The organism is Amycolatopsis magusensis (assembly GCF_017875555.1).
Lineage (GTDB): Bacteria > Actinomycetota > Actinomycetes > Mycobacteriales > Pseudonocardiaceae > Amycolatopsis > Amycolatopsis magusensis.
Genome location: NZ_JAGGMS010000001.1, coordinates 3,224,455 through 3,244,022 on the forward strand (window position 1 = coordinate 3,224,455; position 19,568 = coordinate 3,244,022).

The 19,568-nt window shown below is 71.8% G+C and carries 1 protein-coding gene (running past one end of the window); it reads left to right on the forward strand.

The annotated features are described in order from the left end of the window. Positions 1 to 19,568: the 5' portion of a type I polyketide synthase gene (locus JOM49_RS14300; protein WP_209664766.1), read on the forward strand. It continues 10,078 nt past the right edge of the window; 19,568 of the gene's 29,646 nt are visible here — the first part of the coding sequence; its start codon is at positions 1 to 3; the stop codon falls past the right edge of the window.

The following is a 19,568-nucleotide window of genomic DNA, read 5'->3' on the forward strand; positions in this document are numbered from 1 at the left end:
ATGACCGACTCCACCAACCAGTACGTCGAGGCGCTGCGCTCGTCCTTGAAGGAGATCGAGCGTCTCCGCAAGCAGAACCAGCAGCTGGTGGCGTCCGCCGTGGAGCCGATCGCCATCGTCGGCATCGGGTGCCGGTACCCGGGCGGGGTGAGAAGCCCGGAGGAACTGTGGGACCTGGTCGCCGAGGGCCGCGACGCGATCGGCGGCTTCCCGCTCGACCGCGGCTGGGACGTCGAAGCGTTGCGCAGCGCCACCTTCGAGGGCGGGTTCCTGGCCGATGTGGCCGACTTCGACGCGGGCTTCTTCGGCATTTCGCCGCGGGAAGCCGTGGCGATGGACCCGCAGCAGCGGTTGGTGCTGGAAACCGCGTGGGAGGCGCTGGAGCGCGCCGGGATCGACCCGCTTTCCCTGCGGGGCAGCCAGACCGGCGTGTTCCTCGGGACCACCGGCCAGGACTACGGCGCCCTGACCGCGCAGTCCGGGGAGGGCGACGCGTTCACCACCACCGCTTCGGTGGCGAGCGTGATCTCCGGCCGCGTCTCCTACACCTCGGGCCTCGAAGGCCCGGCGGTCACCGTCGACACGGCCTGCTCGTCGTCGCTGGTGTCGCTGCACCTCGCCGTGCAGGCGCTGCGGCAGGGTGAGTGCGAACTGGCGCTGGCCGGTGGCGTGATGGTGATGTCGACGCCGACCGGGTTCGCCGCGTTCACCCAGCAGGGCGGGCTCGCCGGGGACGGCCGGTGCAAGTCGTTCGCCGAGGCCGCCGACGGCACGGGCTGGTCCGAGGGTGTCGGTGTGCTCGCACTGGAGCGGGTGTCCGACGCGCAGCGCAAGGGGCACAAGATCCTCGCCGTGGTGCGGGGTTCCGCGGTCAACCAGGACGGCGCCTCGAACGGCCTGACCGCGCCCAACGGCCCGTCGCAGCAGCGCGTGATCCGCGCGGCACTGGCGAACGCCGGGCTGAACCCGGCCGATGTGGACGCCGTGGAAGCCCACGGCACCGGCACGGTCCTGGGCGACCCGATCGAAGCGCAGGCCGTGCTCGCGACCTACGGGCAGGACCGGGAAACCCCGTTGCTGCTCGGGTCGATCAAGTCGAACCTCGGGCACCCGCAGGCGGCGGGCGGGGTCGCCGGGATCATCAAGATGGTCATGGCGCTGCAGCACGCCGTGCTGCCGAAGAGCCTGCACATCGACGCGCCTTCGTCCAATGTGGAATGGGATGCCGGTGCGGTCGAGCTGCTGACCGAGCGACGGGACTGGCCGGAGACCGACCACCTGCGCCGTGCCGGTGTGTCTTCGTTCGGCGTCAGCGGGACGAACGCGCACATCATCCTGGAGCAGGCCCCGGCCGCCGAGGTGGTCGAGGAGCCCGCCGAGGTCGAGCCCGCGGTGGTGCCGTGGCTGGTTTCCGGTCGCAGCGCCGAAGCACTGGACGCGCAGGTCGACCGCCTTCGGTCCTTTGTGGATTTGTCGACGGCCTCGCCGTTGGACATCGGCCTTTCGCTGGCCACCACCCGCTCGGCGTTCGAGCACCGCGCCGTGCTGGTGGACGGCTTCACCGAGCTCGCCAGGGACGCCGCGACCGACCGGCTGACCGCGTTCCTGTTCTCGGGCCAGGGTTCGCAGCGGATCGGCATGGGCCGCGAGCTGTACGACCGCTTCCCGGTGTTCCGCGCCGCGCTGGACGAGGTGTTCGAGCACCTGGACGTCCGCGACGTCATGTGGGGCGATGACCAGGAAGCGCTGAACCAGACAGGGAACGCGCAGCCCGCGTTGTTCGCGCTGGAAGTGGCGTTGTTCCGGCTGGTCGAGTCGCTGGGCATCAAGCCGGATTACCTCGCCGGGCACTCCATCGGGGAGATCGCCGCCGCGCACGTGGCCGGGGTGCTCAGCCTGGAAGACGCGTGCACGCTGATCAAGGCCCGCGCCCGGTTGATGCAAGCACTTCCGACCGGTGGGGCGATGGTGGCGATCAAGGCCACCGAGGACGAAATCACCCTCACCGAGGGCGTTTCGATCGCCGCGGTCAACGGGCCGTCGTCCGTGGTCATCGCGGGTGAGGAAGCCGCGGTCCTGGAGATCGCGGCCGGCTTTGAGAAGACCTCGCGGCTGAAGGTCTCGCACGCGTTCCACTCGCCGCTGATGGACCCGATGCTCGACGACTTCCGAGCCGCCATCGAGGGCCTGACCTTCCACGAGCCGCAGCTCCAGCTGGTCACCACCGGCGATGTGACCACAGTGGACTACTGGGTGAACCACGTGCGGGACACCGTGCGGTTCGCCGACAACGTGCGCAGGCTGGCCGAGCAGGACGTGACCGCGTTCCTGGAGCTGGGCCCGGACGGGGTGCTGTCCGCGATGGCGCTGGAAAGCGTCGAAGCGGTGGCCGTCCCGCTGCTGCGCAAGGATCGTCCCGAGGAGTCGGCCGCCGTCGCCGCGCTGGCGCGGCTGCACGTCAGCGGCGTCACCGTCGACTGGGCGCCGCTGTTCGCGCGCACGGGCGCGCGCAAGATCGACCTGCCCACCTACGCCTTCCAGCGGCAGCGGTACTGGGCTTCGGCCGCCCGCACCTCGGGTGACGTCCGCGCCGCCGGGCTGGGCGCCATCGAGCACCCGGTGCTGGGCGCGACCGTCGACCTCGCCGCCGGTGAGGGACTGCTGTTCACCAGCCGGTTGTCGCTGCGCACGCACCCGTGGCTGGCCGACCACAACGTGCAGGGCCGCGTGCTGCTGCCCGGCACCGCCTTCGTCGAACTCGCGCTGCGGGCCGGGGAAGACCTCGGCCTCGACCGGATCGACGAACTGACCCTGGCCGCGCCACTGGTCATCCCCGAGGAAGGCGCGCTGCAGCTCCAGTTGCACCTCGGCGCGCCCGACGAGGGCGGACGGCGTTCGGTCGCGGTGCACTCGCGGCCCGAAGGCGCGGCCGAGTTGCCCTGGACGCCACACGCCACCGGCTTCCTGGCCGAGGGCGCGCAGGCGCCCGCCTACGACTTCACCGCCTGGCCGCCTGCCGGTGCCGAGCCCGTCGACGTGACCGGGCACTACGAGCGCTTCGCCGAGTTGGGCTTCAACCACGGACCGACCTTCCAGGGGCTCAAGGCCGCCTGGAAGCAGGGCGAGGACGTGCTCTTCGCCGAGGTCGCGCTGCCGGAGTCGGCCGAGCAGGACGCCGGCCGGTTCGTGCTGCACCCCGCGCTACTGGACGCGAGCCTGCACGCCGCCGGATTCGCCGACCTCGGCGAGGTCAGCCGGGGCGGGCTGCCGTTCTCCTGGGAAGGCGTTTCGGTGCACGCCACCGGCGCGACCGCGCTGCGGGTGCGGCTGGCGCGGGGTGCCGGTGACGCCGTGGCGATCGAGGTGGCGGACACCGCCGGGGGTCCGGTCGCGTCGGTCGAAGGACTGCTGGCGCGGGCGGCGACGGCGATCGCCGAGCCGAGCGTCGCGGCCAGTTCGCTGTTCAAGCTCGACTGGGTGCCCGCGCGGGCCGCGGCCGAGCCGGAGTTCGCCACCCACACCGAGCTGTCGTCCATTGTGGACGTGCCGCCGGTCGTGGTGTTCCCGGTGGAGACACCGCGGGACGACGTGGTCGCCTCCGTGCACGAGGTGACCGCCCGGGTACTGGGCGTGCTGCAGGAGTGGTTGCGGGAGGAGCGGTTCGCCGACTCCCGCCTGGTTTTCGCCACCCAAGCGGGCCTGGTGGGTGCCGCGGTCTGGGGTTTGGTGCGCTCGGCGCAGTCGGAGAACCCGGGCCGCTTCGGGCTGGTGGAACTCGAGCCGGGCGCGTCGGTGGCGCAAGCGCTTGCCACCGAAGAAGCGCAGGTCGCCGTCCGGGACGGCAGCGTGCTCGCGCCGCGGGTGGCGCGTGCGGAAGCGGGCGAACGGGCCACCTGGGACCCGGACGAACTGGTGCTGATCACCGGTGGCACCGGCGGGCTGGGCGGGGTGCTCGCGCGGCACCTGGTGAACGAACACGGCGTGCGGAACCTGCTGCTGGTCAGCCGGACCGGTCGGGCCGACGTGTCCGACATCGAGGCCAACGTGCAGGTCGTCGCCTGTGATGTGGCGGACCGGGACGCGCTCGCGGAGTTGCTGTCGCAGCACGACGTGAAGGCCGTTGTCCATACGGCCGGGGTGCTCGACGACGGCGTGATCGGCTCGCTCGACGCCGACCGGCTGGACACCGTGCTGCGGCCCAAGGTCGACGCGGCCTGGAACCTGCATGAGCTCACCAGCGACCTGTCCCAGTTCGTGCTTTATTCTTCGGCGGCGGGCACCTTCGGCACGCCGGGCCAGGGCAACTACGCGGCCGCAAACGCTTTCCTCGACGCACTCGCGGCTCACCGGCGGGCCGCCGGACTGCCCGCGGTGTCGCTGGCCTGGGGTGCCTGGGACCCGTCGATCGGGCTCACCGGCGGGCTGTCCGAGGCCGAACTGACGAAGATCACCGGCTCCGGCATGCCGCCGCTGTCGATCGAGCAGGGGCTCGAACTGTTCGACCTCGCGGTGGCCGGGGCGGACGCCGCCGTGCTGCCGGTGCGGCTGGACCTGCCCGTCCTGCGCGGCAGGGCGGAGATCCCGCCGCTGTTGCGGGGGCTGATCCGCGCTCGCTCGCGGCGGGCCGTGGCGGGTTCGGAGACCGCGACTTCGCTGGTGCAGCGGCTTTCCGCGCTGGGCGAAGCCGACCGCACCGACGCGCTGGTGGACCTGGTCCGCGGTCAGGTCGCCGCCGTGCTGGGGCACCTCGGCGCGGAGTCGGTGGACCCCGCGCAGGCCTTCCAGAACCTGGGCTTCGATTCGCTGACCGCTGTCGAGCTGCGCAACCGCCTGGGCACGGCGACCGGCCTGCGCCTGCCCGCCACGCTGATCTTCGACTACCCAAACACCGCCGCGCTGGCCGCCTACCTGGCCGACGAGCTGTTCGACGGCCGTGAAAGCCACATTCACGGCACCGAACCACGCCGTGAAAGCCACATTCACAGCAGTGACGACCCGATCGTCATCGTCGGGATGGGCTGCCACTACCCGGGCGGGGTGGATTCGCCGGAGGACCTGTGGCGCCTGGTGTCCGAGGGCGCCGACGCGATCTCCGAGTTCCCGGCCGACCGCGGCTGGGACCTCGACACGCTCTACAACTCCGACCCGGACCACTTCGGCACCTCCTACACCCGCTACGGCGGTTTCCTCGGCGGCGCGGGGCAGTTCGACCCCGAGTTCTTCGAGATGAGCCCGCGTGAGGCGATGGCGACCGACGCGCAGCAGCGGCTGCTGCTCGCCACCGCGTGGGAAGCGTTCGAGCGCGCCGGCATCGACCCGACCTCGTTGCGGGGCAGCGCGACCGGGGTGTTCGCCGGGGTGATGTCCAGCGACTACAGCACCCTCATCGACGATGAGGCGTTCGAGGGTTACCAGGGCACCGGCACCGCGGGCAGCGTGCTGTCCGGCCGCGTCGCCTACTCGCTCGGACTGGAGGGCCCGGCGGTCACCGTCGACACGGCCTGCTCGTCTTCGCTGGTCGCGCTGCACCTCGCCGCGCAGGCGCTGCGCAGCGGGGACTGCACGCTCGCGCTGGCCGGTGGCGTGACCGTGATGGCCACGCCGGGCTCGTTCATCGCCTTCTCCCGCCAGCGCGGGCTCGCGCAGGACGGCCGGTGCAAGTCCTTCGCCGACGCCGCCGACGGCGTGGGCTGGTCCGAGGGTGTCGGCCTGCTGGTGCTGGAGCGGCTCTCCGACGCCAAGCGCAACGGCCACACCATCCTCGCCACCGTCCGCGGCTCGGCGATCAACCAGGACGGTGCTTCCAACGGCCTGACCGCGCCCAACGGCCCCTCGCAGCAACGCGTCATCCGCCAGGCACTCGCGTCGGCTGGACTGTCTACTCAGGACGTGGACGCGGTCGAGGCGCACGGCACCGGCACCACGCTGGGTGACCCGATCGAGGCGCAGGCGTTGCTGGCCACCTATGGCCGCGACCGCGAAACCCCGCTGCTGCTCGGCTCGATCAAGTCGAACATCGGGCACACGCAGGCCGCCGCCGGTGTCGCGGGTGTGATCAAGATGGTCATGGCCATGCGGTACGGCCAGTTGCCGCGGACGCTGCACGTCGACGCGCCTTCGTCCCATGTGGACTGGGAGGTCGGGGCGGTCGACCTGCTCACCGCGCCGGCCGACTGGCCGGAATCCGGCCGCCCGCGCCGGGCCGCGGTATCCTCGTTCGGGGTCAGCGGCACCAACGCGCACGTGGTGCTGGAGCAGGCGACCTCGGTGGCACCGCGGGTGATCGAGCCGGTGGTGGAGCCGAAGGCGGTGCCGCTGCCGATCTCGGCGAAGACGGTCGCCGCGCTGGACGGCCAGGTCGAGCGCATCCGCGCCTTCGACGCGCCGCCGGTCGACGTCGGCTTCTCGCTGGTCTCCACGCGGACGACCTTCGAGCACCGGGCGGTGCTGATCGACGGCACCGAGGTCGCGCGGGGGACCGCGCTGGAGCGTCCGCTCACGTTCTTGTTCGCGGGCCAGGGTTCGCAGCGGGTCGGCATGGGCCGTGAGCTGTACGACCGCTTCCCGGTGTTCCGCGCCGCGCTCGATGAGGTCTTCGAGCACCTGGACGTCCGTGATGTCATGTGGGGCGATGACCAGGAAGCGCTGAACCAGACGGGGAACGCGCAGCCCGCGTTGTTCGCGCTGGAAGTGGCCCTGTTCCGGCTGGTCGAGTCGCTGGGCATCAAGCCGCGATCGCTTGCGGGCCATTCGATCGGTGAGATCGCCGCGGCCCACGTCGCCGGAGTGCTCTCCCTCGAAGACGCTTGCACGCTCATCGAGGCTCGTGCTCGGTTGATGCAGGCTCTTCCGACCGGTGGCGCCATGGTGGCGATCAAGGCCCGCGAAGACGAGATCACCCTCACCGAGGGCGTTTCGATCGCCGCGGTCAACGGGCCGTCGTCGGTGGTCATCGCCGGTGAGGAAGCCGCGGTCCTGGAAATCGCTTCCAGGTTCGAAAAGACCTCGCGCCTCAAGGTCTCGCACGCGTTCCACTCGCCGTTGATGGATCCGATGCTGGAGGACTTCCGCGCGGCCATCGAGGGCCTGACCTTCCACGAACCCCGCATCCCGATGCCGGGTGACGTGACCACTGTGGACTACTGGGTCCGCCACGTCCGCGACACCGTCCGCTTCGCCGACCACCTCGATGCCGACGCGGCCTACCTCGAACTGGGGCCGGACAGCACGTTGTCCGCGATGGCCGCCGAGGTGGCCGAGGTCGCGGTCCCGGCGCTGCGCAAGGACGGCGACGAGGAGACCGCCTTCGCCACCGCGCTGGCCCGCCTGCACGTCAACGGCGTGTTCCTGGACTGGCGGCGGTTCTTCGACGGCACCGGCGCCCAGCGCGTCGACCTGCCCACCTACGCCTTCCAGAACCGCTGGTTCTGGCCGCCGGTGGTGGTCCGGCCCGGCGACGCGACCGGCCTCGGCCTGGTGTCGGTGGAGCACCCGCTGCTCGGCGCCGCGGTCGAACTGGCCGACGGCGAGAGCGTGTTCACCAGCCGCTTGTCCCTGCGGACGCACCCGTGGCTCGCCGACCACACGGTGATGAACCGCGTGCTGCTGCCCGGTACCGCCTACGTCGAACTGGCGCTGCGTGCGGGGGACGAGGTCGGCTGCGACCGCATCGAGGACCTGACCCTCGCCGCGCCCCTGGTACTGCCCGAGCTGGGAGCCGTGCAGTTGCAGGTCCGCGTCGGTGAGGCGGACGAGAGCGGCCGCCGGACCGTTGCCGTCCACTCGCGCGCCGACGTGGACGCGCCGTGGGTGCAGCACGCCACCGGTGTGCTGGGCACCGGCGAACGGCGTGCCGACTTCGACGCCACCGCCTGGCCGCCCGCCGGCGCCGAGCCGGTCGACCTCACCGGCGCCTACGACCGCTTCGCCGCCGACGGCTTCGACTACGGCCCGACGTTCCAGGGCCTGCGCGGGGTGTGGCGGGCCGGGGACGAGCTGTTCGCCGAAGTGTCCCTTCCGGACGGTGCCGAGAGCGCGAACTTCGGCCTGCACCCGGCCCTGCTGGACGCCGGGCTGCACGCGGTCGGGTTCGCCGACCTCGGCGTGATCAGCCGCGGTGGCCTGCCGTTCGCCTGGGAAGGCGTGTCGCTGCACGCCACCGGTGCGACCACCATCCGCGTGCGCCTCACCGCCACCGGCGAGGACGCGGTGTCCATCGCCGTGGCCGACGCCGCCGGCGCGCCCGTGGCGTCGATCGACTCGCTGGTCGTGCGCGCGGTTTCGGTCGAGGAGCCCGACGCCGACCGCGACTCGCTGTTCCGCGTCGACTGGGTGCCCGTGACCTCGTCCACTTCGGACGAATACGAGGTGCACCACGTCGAAGCCGCCGGTGACGTGGTGGAAGCCGCGCACGCGGCCACCGCCGAGGTGCTCGGCGCCATGCAGGAGTGGCTGGCGCAGGAGCGGACCGGGCGGCTCGTCTTCGTGACCCGGAGCACCGACCTGGCCGCGAGCGCCGTGCACGGCCTGGTCCGCTCGGCGCAGTCCGAGCACCCCGGCCGCTTCGGCCTGGTGGACACCGACGCCGACCCGGCACCCGGGCTCGGGATCGACGAACCGCAGGTCATCGTCCGTGACGGCGTGGCGAAGGCCGCGCGGCTCGCGCGGATCGAGACCCGTGAGCGCGCCACCTGGAACCCGGACGAACTCGTGCTGATCACCGGTGGCACCGGCGGGCTCGGCCTGGCCGTCGCGCGGCACCTGGTCAGCGAGCACGGTGTACGGAACTTGCTGCTGGTCAGTCGCCGTGGCGAGGCCGACGTCTCCGACATCGATGCCAACGTTCAGGTCGCGGCCTGCGATGTGGCCGACCGCGATGCGCTGGCGGAACTGCTGTCCCAGCACGACGTGAAAGCCGTCATCCACACCGCCGGCGTGCTCGACGACGGCGTGATCGACTCGCTCGACGCCGACCGGCTCGACACCGTGCTGCGACCCAAGGTCGACGCCGCGTGGAACCTCCACGAACTCACCGGCGACCTGTCCGCCTTCGTGTTGTTCTCCTCCGGCGCCGGGGTCTTCGGCACGCCGGGGCAGGGCAACTACGCCGCCGCGAACGCCTTCCTGGACGCGCTCGCCGAACACCGCCGGGCCGCCGGGCTGCCCGCCGTCTCGCTCGCCTGGGGTGCCTGGGCGGAGAGCGGCATGCTCGCCGGTACCGGCGAGGACACAGCGGAACGGCTCGGCCGGGGCGGGATGCCGCCGCTGTCCGACGAGCAGGGCCTGCGGTTGTTCGACCTCGCGCTCGGTTCGGGCGCGGCCGCGGTGCTGCCGATGCGCCTCGACCTGCCGGTGCTGCGGGCGCAGGGTGAGGTCCGCCCGCTGCTGCGCGGGCTGATCCGGACCAGGGCCCGCCGTTCGGTCGCCGGGGCGGAAACCGCGGTGACGCTGGTGCAGCGGCTCTCGGTGCTCGGCGAGACCGAGCGCACGGAAGCACTGCTGGACCTGGTCCGCAGCCAGGTCGCCATGGTGCTCGGGCACGCCGGGCCGGAGTCGGTCGACCCGGAGCAGGCGTTCCAGGGCATGGGCTTCGACTCGCTGACCGCGGTCGAACTGCGCAACCGGCTCACCACGGCGACCGGCCTGCGCCTGCCCGCGACGCTGATCTTCGACTACCCGACCACCGCCGCGCTGGCCGGTTACCTGCGTGACGAGCTGTTCGACGCGGACGTCGTGCTCCCGCGGCAAGCCGCCAAGGCGGTCGCCGACGACCCGATCGTGATCGTCGGCATGGGCTGCCGCTTCCCCGGCGGGGTCGGCTCCCCCGAGGAGCTGTGGAACCTGGTGCTCGAGGGCACCGACGCGATCACCGGCTTCCCGGCCGATCGCGGCTGGGACCTCGACCGGCTGTTCAACGAGGACCCGGACAACCCCGGCACCTCCTACACCCGGTCCGGCGGCTTCCTGCACGACGCGGCCGAATTCGACCCGGCGTTCTTCGGCATGAGCCCGCGTGAGGCGCTGGCCACCGACGCCCAGCAGCGGTTGCTCCTGGAGACTTCGTGGGAGGCGATCGAGCGCGCGGGTATCGACCCGGCCTCGCTCAAGGGCAGCCAGACCGGTGTGTTCGCCGGGGTCATGTACAACGACTACTCGTCGATCATCGACGGTGACGGTTTCGAGGGCTACCAGGGCACCGGCGCCTCGCCGAGCGTGGTTTCCGGTCGCCTGTCCTACACCTTCGGCCTCGAAGGCCCGGCGGTCACCGTCGACACGGCGTGCTCGTCCTCGCTGGTGGCCATGCACCTGGCCGCGCAGGCACTGCGTGGCGGGGAGTGCTCGCTGGCGCTCGCCGGTGGCGTGACGGTGATGGCCACCCCGGGCACCCTGGTCGAACTTTCGCGCCAGCGCGGGCTTTCCGCGGACGGCCGGTGCAAGGCGTTCTCCGACTCGGCCGATGGCGCCGGGTTTTCCGAGGGCGTCGGTGTGCTGGTGCTGGAGCGCCTTTCGGACGCCAAGCGCAACGGGCACCCGATCCTCGCGGTGATGCGGGGTTCCGCGGTGAACCAGGACGGCGCTTCGAACGGCCTGACCGCCCCGAACGGACCGTCTCAGCAGCGGGTCATCCGCCAGGCGCTGGCTTCGGCCGGTCTGTCCACAACGGACATCGACGCCGTGGAAGCCCACGGCACCGGCACCACCCTTGGCGACCCGATCGAAGCTCAGGCACTACTGGCCACGTACGGCCAGGACCGTGAGCGGCCGCTGCTTCTCGGGTCGGTCAAGTCGAACTTCGGGCACACGCAGGCCGCCGCCGGGGTCGCCGGCGTGATCAAGATGGTCATGGCCATGCGCTACGGCCTGCTGCCGCCCACCCTGCACGTCGACGCGCCTTCGTCCCATGTGGACTGGGAGGCCGGTTCGGTCGAGCTGCTCACCGCGCCGACCGAATGGCCGGAGGTCGACCGGTTGCGCCGCGTCGGGGTGTCGTCCTTCGGCATCAGCGGCACGAACGCACACGTGATCCTGGAGCAGCCGCCGCAGCTCCTGCGCCAGCTCGACGAGCCGGCGGTCGAGCCCGCGGTGGTCCCGCTGCCGCTGTCGGCCAAGTCGGCGGCCGCGCTGGACGGCCAGATCGAGCGCCTCCGCGACTTCGAGGCCTCGCCGGTGGACACCGGTTTCTCGCTGGTCACCACGCGTTCGCTGTTCGACCACCGTGCCGTGCTGGTCGACGGCGCCGAAGTCGCGCGCGGTGTCGCCGCCGAGCGTCCGCTGGCGATCGTCTTCGCCGGTCAGGGTTCGCAGCGGCTCGGCATGGGCCGTGAGCTGTACGAGCGGTTCCCGGTGTTCCGCGCGGCCTTGGACGAGGTCTTCGAGCACCTCGATGTCCGTGACGTCATGTGGGGTGAGGATCAGGAGGCGCTGAACCAGACGGGAAATGCGCAGCCTGCACTCTTCGCGCTGGAAGTGGCGTTGTTCCGGCTGGTCGAGTCGTGGGGCGTCAAGCCGCAGTCGCTAGCTGGGCACTCCATCGGCGAAATCGCGGCCGCGCATGTGGCCGGGGTGCTCAGCCTGGAAGACGCGTGCACCCTCATCGAGGCTCGGGCGCGGCTGATGCAGGAGCTCCCGACCGGTGGAGCGATGGTGGCGATCAAGGCCGCCGAGGACGAGATCACCCTCACCGAGGGTGTCTCGATCGCCGCGATCAACGGGCCTTCATCCGTGGTCATCGCGGGTGAGGAAGCGGCGGTTCTGGAGATTGCGGCTGGCTTCGAGAAGACCAGCCGGTTGAAGGTCTCGCACGCGTTCCACTCGCCGTTGATGGACCCGATGCTGGATGATTTCCGGACGGCCATCGAGGGGCTGACCTTCCACGAGCCCCGCATTCCGATGCCGGGTGACGTGACGAACGTGGACTACTGGGTTCGGCACGTCCGTGACACCGTCCGGTTCGCCGAGCAGCTGAACCCCGATGCTGCCTACCTCGAGCTGGGGCCGGACAGCACGCTGTCGGCCATGGCTGCCGAGGTGGCCGAGGTCGCGGTCCCGGCGCTGCGCAAGGACCGCGGCGAAGAGCTGTCCATCGTCACCGCGCTGGCGAACCTGCATGTCAACGGCACGCGCGTGGACTGGGCGGCGTTCTTCGCCGGAACCGGTGCGCGACGCGTGGAGCTGCCGACCTACGCCTTCGAGCACCAGCGGTTCTGGCCGTCGCGGGCGCTCGGCGGACCGGGTGACGTGCGGGGCGCCGGGCTCGGCTCGGTCGACCACCCGCTGCTCGGCGCCGCCGTCGAGCTCGCCGAGGGCGACGTGGTGTTCACCAGCAGGCTGTCCCTCTGGTCGCACCCGTGGCTGGAGGACCACACGATCCTCGGGCGCGTGCTGCTGCCCGGCACCGCGTTCGTCGAGCTGGCGCTGCGGGCCGGGGACGAGTTCGGCTGCGACCGCGTCGACGAGCTGACCCTGGCCGCGCCGCTGGTCCTGCCCGAGCAGGGAGCCGTGCAGGTGCGGCTGCGGGTCGGCGACGCCGACGAGCACGGCCGCCGCACGCTGACCGTGCACAGCAGGCAGGAGGACGCGGTCGACCTGCCGTGGACCCCGCACGCCACCGGTGTGCTGTCCACCGGTGAGCGGCGCGCCGACTTTGAGGTCGCGGTCTGGCCGCCGCAGGGCGCCGAGCCGGTCGACATCGACGGTTGCTACGAGCAGTTCGCCGAGAACGGCTTCGACTACGGCCCGGTGTTCCAGGGCCTCAAGGCGGTCTGGCGGCACGGCGAGCAAACCTACGCCGAGGTCACGCTGCCCGAGGAAGCCGACCGCGACGGCTTCGGCCTGCACCCGGCGCTGCTCGACGCCACCCTGCACGCGGCCGGGTTCGGGCCGCTGAACCAGGGCGGGCTGCCGTTCTCGTGGGAAGGCGTGTCGCTGCACGCCACCGGGGCGAGCGGCATCCGCGTCCGCCTCACCCCGCTCGGCGAGGACTCGATCGCCATCGCGATCGCCGACACCGCGGGCGAGCCGGTCGCGTCCATCGACTCGCTGCTGGTCCGGGCGGTCGAGGCGGACCAGCTCGACCAGCACCGGGCCGAGCGGGACGCGTTGTTCGGGGTCGAGTGGACCCCGGTCACCGCCACCGCGACCGAGCAGGCCGTGGTCCGGCTCGACGGCGACCTCGCGTCCATTGTGGACGTCCCGGGGATCGTGATGGTGGAGATCGAGCCGTCCGGTGACGTGGTCGGCGCGACCCACGCGGTGACGGCTCGGGCGCTCGGCCTGGTCCAGGACTTCCTGGCCGACGACCGCTTCGCCGACACGCGCCTGGTGTTCGCCCTGCGTGATCCCGCCGATCTGCCGACGGCCGCCGTCGCCGGGCTGGTGCGTTCCGCGCAGTCCGAGCACCCCGGCCGGTTCGGGCTGGTCGAAGGGGAAGCGACGCCGGAAGCGCTCGGCGTGGACGAGCCGCGCGTCGCGGTCCGCGACGGTCAGGTGCTCGTGCCGCGAGTCGCCCGGGTGGCGCCTCAGGAGCCGTTCGCCTGGAACCCGGACGAACTGGTGCTGATCACCGGTGGCACCGGCGGGCTGGGCCGCGCCATCGCCCGGCACCTCGTGGACGAGCACGGCGTGCGGAACCTGCTGCTGGTCAGCCGCCGCGGTGAGGCCGACGTTTCGGACCTCGACGCCAACGTGCGGGTCGCGGCCTGCGATGTGGCCGACCGGGAGGCGTTGTCGGAACTGCTGTCGCAGCACGACGTGAAGGCCGTGATCCATGCGGCCGGGGTGCTCGACGACGGGGTGATCGGCTCGCTGGACGCGGATCGGCTGGACAAGGTACTGCGGCCCAAGGTCGACGCGGCCTGGAACCTGCACGAACTGACCGGCGACCTGTCCGCGTTCGTGGTCTTCTCGTCGGCCGCCGGGGTCTTCGGCGCCGCCGGGCAAGCGAACTACGCGGCGGCCAACGCCTTCCTCGACGCGCTCGCCGGACACCGCCGTGCCGCCGGGCTGCCCGGCGTGTCGCTGGCGTGGGGTGCCTGGGCGGAGACCGGCATGCTCGCCGGCGCGGACGGCGACCGGCTGGCCCGGTCCGGCATGCCGCCGGTCGACCCGGAACTCGGCGTGGCGTTGTTCGACGCGGCGCTCGCCTGCGACCGCGCGGTGGTCTTGCCGGTGCGGCTGGACCTGCCGGCGCTGCGGGCGCAGGCCGAGGTCCCGCCGCTGCTGCGCGGGCTCATCCGCACCCGCTCGCGGCGCTCGGTCGCGGGCTCGGAGACCGCCGCGTCGCTGCTCGGGCGCCTGCTCGCGGTCGGCGATGACCAGCGCGCCGAGATCCTGCTCGACCTGGTCCGCGGTCAGGTGGCCGCGGTGCTCGGGCACGTGGACGGCGCGGCGGTGGATCCCGCCCGGCCGTTCAAGGAGCTGGGCTTCGACTCGCTGACCGCGGTCGAACTGCGCAACCGCCTCGGTTCGGTGACCGGGCTGCGCCTGCCCGCCACGCTGATTTTCGACTACCCGACGGCCAACGCCCTCGTCGCCTACGTCATCGACGAGTTGCTGGGCCGTGAAAGCCACATTCACGGCGAAAAGCGCCGTGAAAGCCACATTCACAGCATCGCCGACGATCCCATCGTGATCGTGGGGATGAGCTGCCGGTTCCCCGGTGGGGTGAAGTCGCCGGAGGAGTTGTGGCGGCTGGTGTCCGAGGGCACCGACGCGATCACCGAGTTCCCGGCCGATCGCGGCTGGGACCTGGACAACCTGTTCGACCCCGACCCGGACCACCCCGGCACCTCGTACACCCGCGAGGGCGGCTTCCTGCACGACGCCGCCGAGTTCGACCCGTCGTTCTTCGGGATGAGCCCGCGGGAAGCCCTGGCGACCGACTCGCAGCAGCGGCTGTTGCTGGAAAGCTCGTGGGAGGCGCTGGAGCGCGCGGGCATCGACCCGGCGACCCTGCGCGGCAGCCAGACCGGTGTGTTCACCGGCGTCATGTACAACGACTACGTCTCCATTTTGGACGGTGGCGGCGACAACGAGGGCTACCAGGGCACCGGTGCGTCCTCCAGCGTGGTCTCCGGCCGGGTGTCCTACACCTTCGGCTTCGAGGGCCCGGCGGTCACCGTCGACACGGCGTGCTCGTCGTCGCTGGTGGCGATGCACTGGGCCATGCAGGCGTTGCGCAGCGGGGAATGCTCGCTGGCGCTCGCCGGTGGTGTGACGGTCATGTCCACGCCGAGTGCGTTCATCGGGTTCTCCCGGCAGCGCGGTCTCGCGGTCGACGGCCGGTGCAAGGCGTTCTCCGAGGACGCGGACGGTGTCGGCTGGTCCGAGGGTGTCGGGCTCGTGGTGCTGGAGCGCATGTCGGACGCCAAGCGCAACGGGCACCAGATTCTCGCGGTGGTGCGTGGTTCCGCGGTGAACCAGGATGGCGCTTCGAACGGCCTGACCGCGCCGAACGGTCCCTCGCAGCAGCGGGTCATCCGGCAGGCGCTCGCGTCGGCTGGACTGTCCACTCAGGACGTCGATGCGGTCGAGGCACACGGCACGGGCACCACGTTGGGTGATCCGATCGAGGCGCAGGCCCTGCTCGCGACCTACGGCCAGGACCGCGAACGGCCGCTGCTCGTCGGTTCGATCAAGTCGAACATGGGACACACGCAGGCCGCCGCCGGTGTCGCGGGCGTGATCAAGATGGTCATGGCCATGCGGCACGGCGAACTCCCGCCGACCCTGCACGCCGGCACGCCTTCGTCCCATGTGGACTGGGAAGCCGGTTCGGTGGACCTGCTGACCTCCGCGACGGCGTGGCCCGAGGTCGGCCGCGCCCGCCGGGCGGCGGTGTCTTCGTTCGGGTTCAGCGGGACCAACGCGCACGTCATCCTGGAGCAGGCGCCGCCGGTGGTGGTGCCGGAGCGCCGCGACGAGCCCGCCCTGGTGCCGTGGCTGGTGTCCGCGCGGACCGAAGAGGCTCTGGGCGCGCAGATCGAACGCATCCGCGCGGTCGAGGAATCGCCGCTGGACGTCGGCTACTCGCTGCTGACCGCGCGCTCGGCGTTCGACCACCGTGCCGTGCTGCTCGACGGCACCGAGGTGGCGCGGGGGCAGGCCAAGGCGCGCCCGCTGACCATCGTGTTCGCCGGTCAGGGTTCGCAGCGGCTCGGCATGGGCCGTGAGTTGTACGACCGGTTCCCGGTGTTCCGCGCGGCCTTGGATGAGGTCTTCGAGCACCTCGACGTCCGCGACGTCATGTGGGGCGAAGACGCTGACGCGCTGAACCAGACGGGCAATGCGCAGCCTGCGTTGTTCGCGCTGGAAGTGGCGTTGTTCCGGTTGGTCGAGTCGTGGGGTGTCAAGCCGCAGTCGCTGGCTGGGCACTCCATCGGTGAGATCGCGGCCGCGCATGTGGCTGGTGTGCTCAGCTTGGAAGACGCGTGCACGCTGATCACGGCTCGGGCGCGGCTGATGCAGGCGCTCCCGACCGGTGGAGCGATGGTGGCGATCAAGGCCCGCGAGGCCGAGATCCCGCTCCGGGACGGTGTCTCGATCGCGGCGGTCAACGGGCCTTCGTCCGTGGTCATCGCGGGTGAGGAAGCCGCGGTCCTGGAGATCGCAGCCGAATTCGAGAAGACCAGCCGTCTCAAGGTGTCCCACGCGTTCCACTCGCCGCTCATGGACCCGATGCTGGACGATTTCCGCGCGGCCATCGAGGGCCTGAGCTTCCACGAGCCCCGCATTCCGATGCCGGGTGACGTGACCACTGTGGACTACTGGGTCCGGCACGTCCGTGACACCGTCCGGTTCGCCGAGCACCTGACGCCCGAGGCCACCTACCTCGAGCTGGGGCCGGACAGCACGCTGTCGGCCATGGCCGCCGAGGTGGCCGAGGTCGCCGTCCCGGCGCTGCGCAAGTACCGTGGTGAGGAACTCGCTTTCCTGACCGCGCTGGCCCGCCTGCACGTCCACGGCATCACCGTCGACTGGGCGAAGTTCTTCACCGGAACCGGCGCCCGGACCGTCGACCTGCCGACCTACGCGTTCCAGCGCGAGCGCTTCTGGCCCAAGGTGGTCATCCGGCCGGGCGACGCGAGCGGGCTCGGCCTGGTCTCGGTGGCGCACCCGCTGCTCGGCGCGTCGGTGGAACTCGCCGACGACGAGGGCGCCTTGTTCACCAGCCGCCTGTCGCTGAAGTCGCACCCGTGGCTCGCCGATCACGTGGTGATGGGCCGCATCCTGTTGCCGGGCACGGCGTTCGTCGAGCTGGCCGTGCGCGCGGGTGACGAACTCGGCTGCGACCGCATCGAGGAGCTGACCCTGGCCGCGCCGCTGGTGCTGCCGGAGGACTCGGCGGTCCAGGTCCAGTTGCGCGTCGGCACGCCGGACGAGCAAGACCGCCGCACCATCACCATCCACAGCCGTCCCGAGGACGCCGTCGACCTGCCGTGGACGCAGCACGCGAGCGGTGTGCTGGCCGTCGGCGAGCACACCGTGCCCTTCGACGCCACCGCGTGGCCGCCCGCCGACGCCGAGTCCCTCGACGTGGCCGGTTGCTACGAGAAGTTCGCCCAGGCCGGGTTCGAGTACGGCCCGGTGTTCCAGGGCCTCGAAGCAGTCTGGCAGCGCGGAGACGAACTGTTCGCCGAGGTCTCGCTGCCCGAGGACGTGGACCCGTCCGCGTTCGGCCTGCACCCGGCGCTGCTCGACGCCACGCTGCACGCCTCCCTGCTCGCCGCCTCCGGTGACGGTGGCGCCGGGCTGCCCTTCTCCTGGGAGGGCGTCTCGCTGCACGCCGGCGGCGCGTCGAAGTTGCGCGTCTGGCTCAGGCAGGACGGCGAGGCCGTGTCGATCGCGGCAGCCGACACCTCCGGGCAGCCGGTCGCGTCGGTCGAGTCGCTGATCGTGCGGGCCGTGTCCACCGAGCAGTTGGCCGAGCGGGGCGTCGAACGCGACTCGCTGTTCAAGCTGACCTGGACCCCGGTGTCCGCGTCGGGCGAACTGCCGACCACGGTCGAGCTGGACGGCGAGCTGGAGTCCCTGGTGGACGTTCCGGAGGTCGTGCTCGTGCCGGTCGCCGGTGACGACGCGCGGACGGTCACCGGGCGGGTGCTCGGGCTGCTCCAGGAGTGGCTCGCCGAGGACCGGTTCGCCGATTCGCGGCTGGTCTTCGTCACCCGTGGCGCGGTCGCCGCCGCCGAAGGTGACGTGCCGGACGTGGCCACCGCCGCCGTGTGGGGCTTGGTCCGCGTGGCGCAGTCGGAAAACCCGGGTCGCTTCGGCCTGGTCGATCTGGACGCCGATTCGGCCGCCACCCAGGCGCTCGGCACCGACGAACCGCAGGTCGCGGTGCGTGCCGGGGCCGTGCTGGCCGCGCGCCTCGCCCGGGTGCCCGCGCCCGAGCAGCGCTTCGAATGGAACCCCGACGGCCTGGTGCTGATCACCGGTGGCACCGGCGGGCTGGGTGGCGTGCTCGCGCGGCACCTGGTGTCCGAGCACGGCGTGCGGAACCTGCTGCTGGTCAGCCGCCGCGGGTACGACGCCGAAGGGGCCGACGACCTGGTCGAGGACCTCACCGGACGCGGTGCCTCGGTCCGGCTGGTCGCCTGCGACGTGGCCGACCGGGAGGCGCTCGCCGCGGTCTTCGACGAGCACCCGGTCGACGCGGTGATCCACACCGCCGGCGTGCTGGACGACGGTGTGCTCGGCTCGCTGTCCGCCGAGCGCATGGACTTCGTGTTCCGCCCCAAGGTGGACGCCGCCTGGAACCTGCACGAGCTGACCCGCGACCGGGAGCTGAGCGCGTTCGTGGTGTTCTCCTCGGTCGCCGGGATCTTCGGCAACGCCGGGCAGGGCAACTACGCCGCCGCGAACACCTACCTGGACGCGCTCGCCGAGCACCGGCGGGCCGCCGGCCTGCCTGCGGTGTCGCTGCCGTGGGGTGCCTGGGCGGGTACCGGCATGCTGGTCGCCTCGGACGCCGAGCGCATGGCCCGCACCGGGATGCCGCCGCTGACCGCCGAGGACGGGGTGGCGCTCTTCGACGCCGCACTGTCCACAGGGGAATCCGTGGTGGTGCCGCTGCGGCTGGACCTGGCCACGCTGCGGTCGCTGGGGCAGATCCCGTCGGTGCTGCGCGGGCTGATCCGCACGCGTTCGCGCCGGTCGGCGGCCGGTTCGCAGACGGCCGACTCGCTGATCCAGCGGCTGTCCGCAATGAATACGAACGGTCGTATGGAAAGTCTGCTGGAGCTGGTCCGCGCTGAGGTCGCGGCGGTGCTCGGGCACGCGGGGGCCGAAGCCGTGGACCGCGAGCAGACCTTCCAGTCGCTCGGTTTCGACTCGCTGACCGCGGTCGAACTGCGCAACCGGCTCGGTGGCGCGACCGGCCTGCGGTTGCCGTCCACCATGGTCTACGACTACCCGACCCCGGTGGTGCTGGCCGAGTACCTCCGCGACGAGCTGTTCGACGCCGAAGTCGTGCTCCCCGAGCAGGTCACCAGGGCGGTCACCGACGACCCGATCGTCATCGTCGGCATGGCCTGCCGCTTCCCCGGCGGGGTCACCTCCCCGGACGAGCT